Below are 13,054 nucleotides of genomic sequence, written 5' to 3' on the forward strand. Positions count from 1 at the left end.
TAAAGGTTTCATCCTATTTTACCTTTTTTGGTCTACCCCCTTGACAATTTGCACTTTTTCTTAACTTGTCACAAATGGACTTACACTCGCCCGGAATTGGAATTGATGCTGGTTTTCCCTAAAATTTATCGCCATTCCCCCTGAAGGTTAAAAGCCGCCCAATAATAAGGAGAACGCCACTCTTCCTGCTTCCACATTTCGAGTTGCGCGGCCCTTAAAGCCGCCGCTGGCGTTAACCCTTTTTTTAGCATTCCCTGATAGAAACTCGACATTAACGTAGCTGTTCCTTGATCGTCCACACTCCACAAACTCACCACGACTCGCTGAGCCCCTGCATACATAAATCCCCGTGTCAATCCTACCATCCCCTCGCCTTGAACGATCTGCCCCATTCCGGTTTGACAGGCACTTAACACTATTAAATCGGCTGCTAATTTGAGATTGAAAATATCAGTAAGTCTCATGAACCCGTTTAAGGGATTCCCCTTTTCGTCTACCAGCGACAGGACGATTCCCGACAGTTCCGGGTGAGCGCTATTGGCGAAACCGTGAGTGGCAACATGAATGATTTTATATTGGCTTAAATTTGGGCTAGTTGCTGTGGCACGACTGGCTGCAAAATCCAAAAATTCAGTGCGAGAATTAGCCGGGAATAACGCTTGAATAATCTGAGATTCTTGGCGTGTAAAATTTAAACGGTCAAACTGTCCGTTCTTATCGTCTCTGGCTCGACTTAAACCAGGATTTGCTGATTCTACCGCTTGCTGAGTGGTGACTGAAGAAGCGTTTTTAACTCGTTCATCCTTAGCGCTAAAAACTGGATCTGCCAGTATGGCTAAACTCCGATTAGGAGGTTGTCTGTCATTGTAGTTTTGTCTTAATATTCCCAAGGTGGAAGCTGAAGGCAGCAGCACGATTTCATGGTCTACTATTAAAGGCGGATTCCCATTTTCACCGGATTTTCCGGGGAGGGAAAGGGCTGCAAAAGGCAGGTAATTCAAAACGCCATCGCCAACTATGAGCAGGCGCTTTTGACCGAGTTGGGCAGCAACGGGCTGTAAGATAATTTGACTGATAGCATCGTTGGCTTGGGCGATTTGATTGGGGCTGTTTCGGGAACTTGGAGCTGTGACAGCATCGCGGAATTTTCTGGCATTTGTCTCGATGTCGGCACGTTTGGGCAATTCATAACTGGTGATGCTGGTTTTAGTCACAGCCCAGAGATAGCTGCGATCTTTCCCTAGAGAATACTGGAGTAAAATGGTATTCTCATCGAGGATTTGTTGTTGAATTTGTGCCAGGGTTAGGGGTTGCGGTTGGGTGAGGGCGGCGTAACGGGGACTGGTGGCGCGGATTTGGGCTTGAATGTCTTGATATTGTCCTAATAAAGTTTGGCGTTTTTGGTCTAATTCTGCTTTTTGTGCGGGGGTATGATTGGGGCGATTGAGAACTTCGATTCGCCGTTTTTCCAGGGCATCAAGTTGCTGTTGTAAACTGCGTTCCTGTTGCAATAATTCTGGGGCGACACCTTGGCGAATATCGGCGTTTGCTTCTTGAAGAAGTTCGAGGAGGCTGCGGGCGCGGGAACGTTCGCTGGCTTCAAAGGCCTTGGTATCATAACCAGATTTGGGTTGCGTTTTGTGCAGTTGCATTAACAGGTCAATGTAGAACTGGTAATAGTCCTGCACGGTGGCAAAGTAAGTGGTGCGGAGTTCTGGGCTGGCAATTAGGGTGCGGAGGCTTTCAATAATTTTGAGGGAGGCTTCAATGTTAGTGAGGGCTTCAGTAAGATTGCCTTGAGCGCGTTTGACAGAAGCCATGTTGTAAAGGGTGAGAGCTTCCTGTATGCGATCACCCACCGCCTGACTAAAGGGAAGGGACTGGGCAAAATACTCTAGCGCTTTCTGGTTTTCTCCTAATTCTGAGTAGACAAGGCCGATGTAGTCAAGGGTGGTAGCTTCCCCATTGCGATTGCCCACGGCCCGACTCAGGGGAAGGGACTGGTTGTAATACTCTAGGGCTTTCTGCTTTTCTCCCAATTCTGAGTAGACTTTGCCGATGCCAAGGAGGGTGAGAGCTTCCCCACGCCCATCGTCTGCTGCGCGTCTCAGGGGAAGGGACTGCTTGTAATACTCTAAGGCTTTCTGCTTTTCTCCCAAAATTGAATAGACATGGCCGATGTTGGTCAGAGTGACAGCTTCCCCACGGGGATTGCCCTGGGCCCGTCTCAGCGAAAGGGCCTGGCCCAAATACTCTAGGGCTTTCTGGTTTTCTCCCAACTCTCCGTAGACAATGCCGATTCTGTTGAGAGTGAAAGCTTCCCCATTACGATCGCCTACTGCCCGACTCAGGGTAAGGGACTGGTTGTAATAATCTAGCGCTTTCTGCTTTTCTCCCAAATTTGAGTAGACTTGGCCGATGCTACTGAGGGTTTCAACTTCCTGATTGCGATCGCCCACTGTCCGACTCAGGGAAAGGGACTGGCTGAAATACTCTAACCCTTTCTGGTTTTCTCCCAATGCAAAGTAGACTTTGGCGATCTCGTTGAGGGTGAAAGCTTCCATAAGGTGAGCGCCCAGAGCCCGAAACAGGGGAAGGGATTGGTTGTAATACTCTAGGGCTTTCTGGTTTTCTCCCGAATCTGAGTAGGTAGTCCCGATGAAGCTGAGAGTCATAGCTTCCCCAAATCGATCGCCGGTTGCTCGAATCACGGAAAGGGACTGGCTATAATACTCCAGCCATTTCTGCGTTTCTCCCAATGCCAAATAGATACCGCCGATGTTGCGGAGGGTGAGAGCTTCCTCTGAGCGGTCGCCGATAGCCCGATACAGGGGAAGGGACTGGTTGTAATACTCTAGGGCTTTCTGTTTTTCTCCCAATTCTGAGTAGGCTTCACCGATCCTTCTGAGAATCATGGCTTCCCCATTGCGATCGCCGCGGGCCCGGCTCACGGAAAGGGACTGGTTGAAATACTCTAGCGCTTTCTGTTTTTCTCCCAATTGTAAGTAGAGTCTGCCGATCTTGCTGAGGGTGGTAGATTCAAACAAGGGCTCGCCCTGGGCCCGACTCAGGGTAAGGGACTGGCTGAAATACTCTAGCGCTTTCTGTTTCTCTCCCAAATCTGAGCAGACTAAGCCGATGCTATAGAGGGTGAAAGCTTCACTCCAGCGATCGCCCTCGGCCCGAAACAGTTTTAATGCTTCTTCATATCTAACGAGCGCTTTTCTTAAAGATTCCGCCGTCCCTTGTTGGTACAGTTGATACGCTTCTGTCCTGGCTTTTTCAGCATCCGTCGCCCGGTTTCCCCTTTCCTGCTGCGATACCCCTTGACTAATGTCGATCGCACTCGATATAGCCACCGCCGGGACTCCTAGCAGGATACTCACACCTACAGCGATTCCCCAACTCCCCCAAACCCACAGCCTGAGATTCATAAATACCCCTTAAACCAAACCTTGTTAACCGGTATCATAGTCGATCGCAGCTTATCAGGTGCGCTTTCCCTTCCTGCGTGCCGATTACATCGGGGGCATATTGTGCGATCGCACCCGCCGCTGCACGTAGTGCCCCATCCTCCAAGGGCGATCGCCCGCATCGGATTTGCCTCCGCGAAGGTTAAAAGTCATAATTGTAATTTTTACGCTATTCTCAACTCAGTATTTTTAAATTAGCGAGCGCTCCCAAACCTAGCATCTACTATTTTTTGATGTTTTATGAACGCCAACAAAAAACAATCCCACAAATCAATTTTTGTTTTTGCCCTGGGAATGCTCGGTGTGTTCCTCCTATCCTTAACTCTCCGCTTTTGGGAACTAGAGCGATTTAACACTTTAGTAGAAGAAGGAAGACAGTTGACTGTTGACTGTTGGCTGTTGTTCATTGCCAGCCCGATGCCCGATGCCCGTATAGGTTTTATCAGCAATTAATCAAACTTGATATCATCACGGTTTTTCATAAAATTTATCGCCATTCCCCCTGAAGCGTAAAAGCCGCCCAATAATAAGGAGAACGCCACTCTTCCTGCTTCAACATTTCCAGTTGCGCCGCCCTCAAGGCCGCCGCTGGCGTTAACCCTTTTTGCAGCATTCCCTGATAGAAACTCGACATTAACTTAGCCGTTCCTTCATCGTCCACACTCCACAAACTCACCACCACTCGCTGAGCCCCTGCATACATAAATCCCCGTGTCAATCCTACCATGCCCTCGCCTTGAATGTTCTGCCCTAATCCGGTTTGACAGGCACTTAACACTACTAAATCTGCTGCTAATTTGAGATTGAAAATATCAGTTATTCGTAGGAATCCGTTTAAAGGGTTGCCCTTTTCATCTATCAGTGACAAGATGATTCCTGATAGTTCCGGGTTAGTGCTATTCGCTAAACCGTGAGTGGCAAAATGAATGATTTTATATTGGCTTAAGTTCTGACTGGTTGCTGCGGCGCGGCTGGCTGCAAAATCCAAAGATTCGGTACGAGAATTGGCTGGTACTAATGCTTGAATGATTTGAGCTTCTTGGCGAGTGAATTTTAAACGGCTCAACTGTATGTTATTGGCGCGGCTAGAGCGGCTTAAACCGAGATTTACTGATTCTATTGCTTGGGGATTGGCGCTATTAGACTGGGTTCTAACTCGTTCATCGTCACCGCTAAAAACTGGATCGGCGAGCATTGCTAAAGTCCGAGTTGGGGGTTGTCTGTCATTGTAGTTTTGTCTTAAGATTCCCAAGGTGGAAGCTGAAGGCAGCAGCACAATTTCATGGTCTACAATTAAAGGCGGATTAGGATTTCTACCGGGTGTTTCAGGGAGCGAGAGGGCCGCAAAGGGAAGGTAATTGAGAATGCCATCGCCAACTATCAGCAGGCGTTTTTGAGCGAGTTGTGCTGCTACGGGCTGTAAGATAATTTGACTAAGCGTGTTGTTAGCTTCAGTAACTCGATCGGGGATGTTTCGGTAGCGCGGGTTAGTCACAGCATCGCGGAAATTGCGGGCGGCTTTTTCGATGTCAACCTGTTTTGGCAATTCATAACTGGTGATACTTGTTTTAGTCACAGCCCACAGATAGCTGCGCTCTTTCCCTAAAGAATACTGGAGTAAAATTGTATTCTCGTCGAGGATTTGTTGTTGAATCTGGGCCAGGGTTAAAGGTTGCGGTTGGGTGAGGGCGGCGTACCGGGGACTGGTGGAGCGGATTTGGGCTTGAATGTCCTGATATTGTCCTAGTAAAGTTTGCAGTTTTTGGTCTAATTCTACTTTTTCTGCGGGGGTATGATTGGGGCGGCTTAGAGTTTCGATTCGGCGTGTTTCTAAGGCATCGAGTTGCTGTTGTAAATTGCGTTCTTGCTGCAACAATTCCGGGGCGACACCTTGGCGAATATCGGCGTTTGCTTCTTGAAGAAGTTCTAATAAAGTGCGGGCGCGGGAGCGTTCGCTAGCTTGAAAGGCTTTAGTATCATAACCAGATTTTGGTTGCGTTTTGTGCAGTTGCATTAACAGGTCAATGTAGAACTGGTAATAGTCCTGCACGGTGGCAAAGTATGATATGCGGAGCTCGTGGTTGGTAATTTTGGTGCGGAGGTTTTCGATGATTTTGATGGAGGTTTCAATGTCAGTGAGGGCTGCGATTAAATTGCCTCGATCGCCTTTGATATTAGCCATATTGTAGAGGGTGAGAGCTTCCCCAGGACGATCGCCCACAGCGCGAAACAGCGGCAGGGCTTGTTTGAAATATTCTTCTGCTTCCTGCTGTTTTCCCAATTCTGAGTAAGTAGTACCTGTATTGTTGAGGGTGAGGGCTTCTCCACGCCGATCGCCCGCATTTTGTCTCAAATCGAGGGCTTGTTTGTAGTAGTCTAGGGCTGTTTGTTTTTCTCCCAAATCTGAATAGACTAAGCCAATATTGGTGAGGGTAGTTGCTTCCTTAGCCCGATCGCCCATAGCGCGGAATAAGGGAAGGGCTTGGTTGAAATACTCTAAAGCTTTCTGTTTTTCTCCCAAATCGTTGTAGGCTAAGCCGATGTTGTTGAGTGTGGTGGCTTCCCCAGTGCGATCGCCCAAAGATGTGTCGCTGTTTGCGGGTAGGTTGGAGATGTTGCTGAGGTTGATACTTGCTTCAGGGCGATCGCCCATTTCCCGAATTAGGGAAAGGACTTGGTTATAGTAGTCGATGGCTTGCTGTTTCTCTCCCAAAGCATAGTAGACGGCGCCGATATTGTTGAGGATGACGGCTTGTTTAGGGCGATCGGCTAAAGTCCGATTCCAAGAAAGGGCTTGCTTGTAGTAGTCCAGGGCTTGCTGTCTGTCTCCTAATCTATTAGTAATGAAGCCCATTTGATGCAGCGTGTAAGCTTCCTTCTCCCGATTTCTAAGCATTTGATAAAGCGAACGCGCTGCATCAAACTTTTGCAATGCCTCCTGATAAGATGCTGCTGTTTCGCGAGCGAATAGTCGCCTAGCTTCCTGAACCAATCGCTCGGCTTCATCTGTTTTTTGATTTAATAGTTGTTTGTTTTTCTGAATTAATCCATCGGCTTCCCCATCCGGGATTTGATTTCTACTGAGATCGAGGGTTGTCAGATTTACCAATCCCGCTAAAGGTTTGGCATCTGCAATTTGATTTCTACTGAGGTCTAAGGCGGTCAGATTTGTCAATTCCGCTAAAGGTTTGATATCTGCGATTTTATTGGATTCTAGGAAAAGCAGTATCAGATTTGTTAATCCCGATAATGGTTCCACATCTGCGATTTTATTGCCACTCAAATAAAGAAAATTTAACTCAGTCATTCTCGATAAAGGTGTCACATCTACAATTTGATTTGATGCGAGGGACAGCCCTGTGAGATTAGTCAATCCAGCTAAAGGTTTTACATCTAAGATTTGATTGGCTTCGAGGAAAAGCTCTGTCAGATTAGTCAGCCCCGATAAGGGTTTCACGTCTGAGATTTGATTGAAATTGAGGACGAGAAATCTCAGATTAGTCAGTCCCGATAAGGGTTGCACATCTGTTATTTGATTTAAACTGAGGTTGAGCTTTCTCAGATTTGTGAATTTTGATAATGGTTTGATATCGACTATTTGATTGCGAATCAGGGAAAGTTCTGTGAGATTAGTCAGGGTTTTTTGAGCGCGATCGCACTCTTGTGTTTTTGCTTTTGATAGCAACACCTCCACCGTATGTCTGGCTTCAGGGGTCAAATTCTCTTTGTTGGTACAGAAATCAGCAAAACTTTCAAATGTCTGGGGATTTGGCGTCGCGGCAGATCCCATCAGGATAGTCGCACCTACAGCTAACCCCCAACGCCCCCAAATCGAAAGTATGGGATTCATAAGCACTCGCTAAAAAAAGACATGATTAGCTGCTATCATAATCTATCGCACCTTGTGATGCACCCTTTTCCTTCCTGCTTGCCAATTATATCGAGAGCATTGGGTGAAACAATAGTCGCTACTGCTTCTCGCTGCACTCTCCAAGCATTATTAGAAACCGGGTTTAAGAAACCGAGTTGTTCCAAAAAACCTGGTTTCTCCTAAAAAATTCGGTTTCGGCACAAGTCCTATTTTACGTTAGTCTCAACTCAGGAATTTTAAATTAGCGATCGCCCTCAAATCTAGCATTTACTATTTACTGCTGTTTTATGAAAATCAACAAAAAACAATTCAACAGATATACTTTAGTTTTTTGCTTAGGAATGTTCGCTGTGTTCCTCCTATCCTTAACACTACGCTTTTGGGAACTGGATCGATTTAACACCTTAGTATTTGACGAGGTTTACTACGCTAAATTTGCCAACAATTATCTAACAAAAACTCCTTTTTTTAACGCTCACCCGCCTCTGAGCCAGTACATAATTGCGATCGGCATTTGGATCGGTACTCATCTTCCTTTCGGCAAAACAGCCGTCAACAGTATGGCTGGCTCCCTGCTTTCCCCTTGGGATTACCGCTGGCTGAATGCTCTCACAGGTTCCTTTATTCCCCTAGTTGTGGGAGCACTAGCTTATCAGCTAGTTCCGCGCCGCACCTTTGCTTTTATTGCTGCTTTATTTATCGCCTTCGACGGTTTGTTTTTAGTGGAGTCTCGCTACGCGCTGAACAACATTTATCTAGTTTTATTTGGGATTTTAGGTCAGTTATTTATTTTTAAATCCGTAGAAGCAGAAGGCAAAAAGCGCTGGCTTTGGCTGGTACTTGCCGGAATAGGTTTCGGCGCATCTGCGGCTATCAAATGGAACGGATTATGGTTCCTTTTCGGTACTTATCTAATTTTAATCTGTGCTTGGGCAGTTCGTTTTATCCAGGGTAACAGAGGAAATGAAGAACAAAGTCGCGAGGTAGATTCACCTCTAATTCCTGCCGAAAGTCCAGTACAAAAACTGACCAAACTCAATTTTATAGAACTCTGCTTGAGTCTAGCTATTATTCCTATTCTAGTTTACAGCATCTCTTGGATTCCTCACCTGTACTTTAATCCAACTCCCAATTTCTGGCAGATGCAAACGGAAATTTTGACTTATCACCAGCGGATTAAAAGCGGCCCCGATGTACATCCTTACTGTTCCGCGTGGTACAGTTGGCCGTTGATGCTGCGCCCCATAGTTTACTTCTACAAAACGGCTAGCAGCAATGCCCAACCAGATCCGGAGTTGCCACCTTTACCTGAAGGTGCAACTCAGGCAATTTTTGACGTTCACGCAATGGGAAACCCATTGCTTTGGTGGCTGTCAACCTTAGCTTTACTGCTAGTAATAGGAGTTTTAGTTCACCGGATTTTGGTGTGGCTGCAAACGCGCAGCGAGGCTTCGGTTGACACGATAGAACAGCAGCGGCCGATTTTGTTTCCGCCGACTGCTGAAATGTGGCTGGGGTTATATTTAATAGTTAATTGGGCCGCTAATTTGGTGCCTTGGGTGAAGGTCACTCGCTGCATATTTTTGTACCATTATATGGGCTGTTCTGTGTTTGCAGCCTTAGCACTTGCTTGGTGGGTTGACAGGTGGCTGCACAGCCCTCAAACTCGACTCCGAGGGATGGGGATAACAATTATTTTTCTGATTTTCGGTGCTTTTACTTTCTGGATGCCTATCTATTTGGGACTGCCTTTGTCGCAAATGGAATGGAAAATTCGGATGTGGCTGCCGTCTTGGGTTTAAGTTAGAAATAATTCCTTTATTAACGGGCAAGATGCCCGTTCAACAAAAAAATTAAGTTTTGTGGAACAGGCATCTTGCCTGTTCCTAACCAAGGTGCAAGATGTAAGTTATAACATTTATAACAAAGGTGAGTTGGCAAAAGCGAGAATTATTTTTGATAGAGTGATCGATAAACTGGTTCGCCCCGTTTCAGAGTAGCAATTTCTCTTTCAGTAGGAACAGGTAGGGGATTTTCTGCTAGCCAGTTGTCGCCGTTTTGACGTTTAAAACTAGGGTGAGATGAAAAGCGATCGCACATTTCCCTTTCTACTTCCTCAATATCTGACTGGATAAAAACTTCGCCGCCAATTGCCAGATAAGTTGCCAATTCGTTGACTAATTCCTGCTGCACCACCCGCCGTTTATGGTGCTTTTTCTTGAACCAGGGATCTGGAAACTGAATGCTAACTCGCTGCAAAATACCTGCGGGTAAAGTTTCTAAAATTGGTTTCAGGGAACTATTCGCATTGCAAAACAAATAGTGCAAATTTGTCAAGCCTTTTTCGTCCCGCCAAAGATTCGCCTCTTCTACCAAAGGTTCCCGAATTTCTAATCCGAGAAAGTTCCAGTCTGTTTGGATTTGCGCCATGTGCCACAAAAACCGTCCTCTGCCGCAGCCGATATCTAAATGCAGCGGTAAATTTAAGTCTGCATAGATTTTAGTCCAATCCGGGGGATTTGCAGATGCTTGATATCTAATTGATAGGGGATTGACGTGTTCCCGCACTCTTACTCTTGCCAATTTTGCTGTCTCCTGAATGTAATTTTAATCCGCTGATGAAGGCAGATTAACGTGGATTAACGCAGATAAATATTGATTTTTGCGAGGTTATTCAAGACTTTTTAATTAATGAGCAATATTAAATTGCAGAGGGACAAATTTAAACTGCTCATTATTGCATTATGCCTCTGGTTCCATGCCTGCTGCTCTTAATTGTGCAGCTAGTCGATCGGCCCGCTGTTGAACATTTCCTTTTTCCTGCCGTTCCCTTTCTACCATTTCTGCTCCCCACAATAACATCTCTCCGCTCTCATCCCACCACCGCAACCAATATCCGGTTCTTTCAGCTTTTGTTCCCTGCCAAACCCCCAGAAATAACCCCACTCCTGCAATCCAATAATGACCATTTAAATCTGGTTGTTGTACTTGATACTTTCCTGATGAATCCAACTGGTACATTTCTAGGAATCCACTGGCGGGTTCAAAAAGAGCATATATTGGTACTCGCAATACTTGCTCGTAAAAAAACCATTTGCCGGGGGGATAAGTTTGTTTACTAGAATATTCATCGTTGGGACTAGCTGACAAAAATTCCATGACAATCGCCGGGACTTCCCCTTCTAAGTTGGGAGTGTAACTGCGGCGGATTTCTTGACTAGAAAGCGGCTGGACGTTACGGGCATAAAACCAATCTGGAGCTTTGATAACTAGCTTGCTATCTACTGTGGCACAAATGCCCATATTTGGGGCAATTAATATTCCTGCTTCTATTAGCCCCGCGATTTCTAAGATTTCTCGCAAGGCGGCAGCGAGCAAGGGCTGGTCGATATTTTCCACAGGTTCCTCGTCTAAAATAAAATCGTCTGGCAATTTTTCCCAGGTAATTTTTAAGTCGGCTGTACTGACTGTCATTGTATTTCACCTCTGAATGAGATTACTGGAGCGCGGCTCGCAATACTTCGCGATGAAAGAGCGATCGCTCTACTATAAATTTTATCCGGTCTGGAGATAAGGCGTCGCCGTTGGCATAGTGTTCCATCCAGGTTTTGCTAATTACATAAGGATCGTCTGGCAATTCTGATAATAAGTATCCTGGCATTTCTAGCTCTTCCATTAACTGGCTTACTTTCGGATCGTAGCTGAGACCAAAACAGCGGCATTCTTCGGATGCTGCCATAATTAAACTGTGGTAGCGCATCCCGATCGCCATTTCGACTCCCCGGAACACTCCTTTCAATTTTCTCGGATCGTCTAAACTGAGGATGCGGCTCGTTTTGGGCAGGGCTTCGTGTAAATGTTTCGCAATTTCTAAGTCGTGAGACGCTTGAAAAGGCAGCAGCAAAATTAAGGTGCGGGTTGCTTTTTGAAAGTCAACTAAAGCTTGAGTTAATATTGACAAACGCGCGGGAGTTAGTGTATAATGAGAACGCAAACAAACAGCCACTCTGGGCGCAGGTAAATCCCACAAACCAGACACGGGAGAATTCTCCAAAGCCCACACGGGATCGGGCGCTAAAGTAAAGGGAATTTTCCAATCTGCAAGTAAAGTAGCTGAACCTTTATCGCGCACGCTGACGGCGGTGCATCCAGCAAAACAGCGCTGAGATAACTTGCGAGTCATTTCGCGCTTCAAAGGCCCAATTCCCTGGGCCCAGGCAACTGTTTTTAAGCCCATCCGCTGCGCTAATCCCATCAAACCCCCATAATAGAAAGGGCTCGCAATGCTAGTAGCGTCTTGGATTAAACTACCGCCGCCCCAAATTAGCGCGTCGGATGTGCGGAGTGCTTCGAGAACTTGGAACGCATTCATGCGATCGCGCGCAGCTACCCCGTACCGCTGATTTGTCTCGACAGGATTGCCAGATAGGACGATCGGCGTCACCTCATCTGGTAACATTTGCAGTAGCGATGCCAACAGCGCCTCGTCGCCGCCGTTGCCTTTACCGTAATAGCCGCACAAAATTGCTCGCATTTCTACTCTTTTCTTTGTTTGTGATGGGGAATCTAACTATTTTAGATTTTAGATTGGGGATTTTAGATTTTTTTGAGATTTGAAATTTGATAATACTACTACCCAAAAAAATGCTACTGTCATCAAGCTTCAAGGCTTTACGTCATCAGTCAGCTCAAATCGCAAATCTAATAAAATCTCAAATCGTTAATCTAAAATTGTATGACGCATCATACTTTATATGACAGTTGCGTAAGTCCCGATAGATAAATCTTTCATCTTCGTTCACAATACAAAAAATGCACGCTTTGTCAATTCCCACCTGGATTATTCACGTCTCTAGCGTCGTCGAGTGGATTGCCGCCATCTGGTTAATTTGGACTTACGGCGAAGTCACTCAAAACCGAGCTTGGTGGGCCCTTTCCGCCGCAATGCTGCCCGCTCTTGTCAGCGCTATGTGTGCCTGTACATGGCACTATTTTGACAACTCTCCCGCCCTAGAATGGATCGTTACCCTGCAAGCGGCGATGACTCTCATTGGCAATTTTACTCTATGGGCGGCGGCTTGGTGGATTTGGCGATCGGCTCAGCCAGCAGAGAAAATTAAAGATTAAAAAAAGGAGAAACGAAGTGAAAAATAGCACTATTTGGGTAAAATTTGCGGCGAGTTTGCTTTTGTTGACAGCCGGATTTTTGCTTCCCAGCAAAGCCAGCAACACTTCCTTGCAACTCGCCCAACAGCCTAACTGCAAAAGTCCTCAAACTACACAGGAGCAGAATGCGTGTTCCAGTCAAGAGTTTCAGGCAGCAGACAGAAAACTCAATCAAGTATATCAGCAACTTCAGCCCAAACTCAACAGCAAACAAAAGCAAAGATTGATAGTAGCACAGCGTAGTTGGCTCAAGTTTAGAGATGAATCTTGCAATTATGAAATGGGACAGTTTGAAGGTGGAACTTTGGCTGCTTCTACTTACGGTTATTGCAGAGCGAGGGTGACACAAGAACGAGTTAAAGACTTGGAGCGTTATTTGCAACAAGCAAATTTGTAAAAGTTCGATCGCGATCGAGAATAATTTACCCATTCAATCCTCAATACCGCGACAACCTCATCTTTTGCACTTCTAGAAGCCCAGCACAAACCAGCTCAAGATTGATATAAAGCTTTGTTTTTTATTTTACGCTTTGACACGCCAATG

General features: G+C 46.0%; 9 protein-coding genes. 4 read left to right on the forward strand and 5 right to left on the reverse strand.

The window, feature by feature from the left end; genetic code table 11:
* Positions 1 to 125 precede the first annotated feature (125 nt).
* Entirely contained in the window at positions 126 to 3,434 is a 3,309-nt protein-coding gene (locus tag QUA25_RS09455) for a tetratricopeptide repeat protein (RefSeq protein ID WP_333037207.1), read from the reverse strand.
* Positions 3,435 to 3,713: 279 nt separating this feature from the next.
* On the opposite strand from QUA25_RS09455, the gene QUA25_RS09460 reads away from it, so the two are divergent.
* Positions 3,714 to 3,926 (forward strand): hypothetical protein, encoded by a 213-nt coding sequence (locus QUA25_RS09460; protein WP_333037208.1) that lies wholly within the window; start codon positions 3,714 to 3,716, stop codon positions 3,924 to 3,926.
* A 34-nt stretch (positions 3,927 to 3,960) separates the two neighbouring features.
* On the opposite strand, the gene QUA25_RS09465 is transcribed toward QUA25_RS09460, so the two are convergent.
* The gene (locus QUA25_RS09465; RefSeq protein ID WP_333037209.1) at positions 3,961 to 7,323 is read right to left on the reverse strand and encodes a CHAT domain-containing protein; all 3,363 of its coding nucleotides are present in this window, start codon (positions 7,321 to 7,323) and stop codon (positions 3,961 to 3,963) included.
* A gap of 308 nt (positions 7,324 to 7,631) precedes the next feature.
* On the opposite strand from QUA25_RS09465, the gene QUA25_RS09470 reads away from it, so the two are divergent.
* Positions 7,632 to 9,146, forward strand: coding sequence for a phospholipid carrier-dependent glycosyltransferase (locus QUA25_RS09470; protein WP_333037210.1), 1,515 nt, complete (start codon positions 7,632 to 7,634; stop codon positions 9,144 to 9,146).
* A 148-nt stretch (positions 9,147 to 9,294) separates the two neighbouring features.
* Here the strand turns inward: QUA25_RS09470 and trmB are convergent, their stop codons facing one another.
* The 3 genes from trmB to csaB form a co-directional block, all read right to left on the reverse strand.
* Complete coding sequence (trmB, locus tag QUA25_RS09475; protein WP_333037211.1) at positions 9,295 to 9,927, reverse strand: tRNA (guanosine(46)-N7)-methyltransferase TrmB; 633 nt, start codon at positions 9,925 to 9,927, stop codon at positions 9,295 to 9,297.
* Positions 9,928 to 10,086: 159 nt separating this feature from the next.
* Complete coding sequence (locus tag QUA25_RS09480; protein WP_333037212.1) at positions 10,087 to 10,818, reverse strand: Uma2 family endonuclease; 732 nt, start codon at positions 10,816 to 10,818, stop codon at positions 10,087 to 10,089.
* Positions 10,819 to 10,840: 22 nt separating this feature from the next.
* Positions 10,841 to 11,878: a polysaccharide pyruvyl transferase CsaB gene (csaB, locus tag QUA25_RS09485; protein WP_333037213.1), complete on the reverse strand. Its 1,038-nt coding sequence runs from the start codon at positions 11,876 to 11,878 to the stop codon at positions 10,841 to 10,843.
* 278 nt (positions 11,879 to 12,156) lie between these two features.
* On the opposite strand from csaB, the gene QUA25_RS09490 reads away from it, so the two are divergent.
* Entirely contained in the window at positions 12,157 to 12,471 is a 315-nt protein-coding gene (locus tag QUA25_RS09490; protein ID WP_006632397.1) for a DUF2499 domain-containing protein, read from the forward strand.
* 16 nt (positions 12,472 to 12,487) lie between these two features.
* Positions 12,488 to 12,907: a lysozyme inhibitor LprI family protein gene (locus tag QUA25_RS09495; protein ID WP_333037214.1), complete on the forward strand. Its 420-nt coding sequence runs from the start codon at positions 12,488 to 12,490 to the stop codon at positions 12,905 to 12,907.
* The last annotated feature ends 147 nt before the right edge of the window (positions 12,908 to 13,054 follow it).

The sequence above is a fragment of the Microcoleus sp. Pol17C6 genome (assembly GCF_036701145.1).
GTDB lineage: Bacteria > Cyanobacteriota > Cyanobacteriia > Cyanobacteriales > Microcoleaceae > Microcoleus.

Bases quoted from the DNA above. Each gene is read 5' to 3' on its own strand.
- QUA25_RS09490 (WP_006632397.1), top strand. From the start codon at position 12,157: ATGCACGCTTTGTCAATTCCCACCTGGATTATTCACGTCTCTAGCGTC.
- csaB (WP_333037213.1), bottom strand. From the start codon at position 11,878: ATGCGAGCAATTTTGTGCGGCTATTACGGTAAAGGCAACGGCGGCGAC.
- QUA25_RS09470 (WP_333037210.1), top strand. From the start codon at position 7,632: ATGAAAATCAACAAAAAACAATTCAACAGATATACTTTAGTTTTTTGC.
- QUA25_RS09465 (WP_333037209.1), bottom strand. From the start codon at position 7,323: ATGAATCCCATACTTTCGATTTGGGGGCGTTGGGGGTTAGCTGTAGGT.
- QUA25_RS09455 (WP_333037207.1), bottom strand. From the start codon at position 3,434: ATGAATCTCAGGCTGTGGGTTTGGGGGAGTTGGGGAATCGCTGTAGGT.
- QUA25_RS09460 (WP_333037208.1), top strand. From the start codon at position 3,714: ATGAACGCCAACAAAAAACAATCCCACAAATCAATTTTTGTTTTTGCC.
- QUA25_RS09480 (WP_333037212.1), bottom strand. From the start codon at position 10,818: ATGACAGTCAGTACAGCCGACTTAAAAATTACCTGGGAAAAATTGCCA.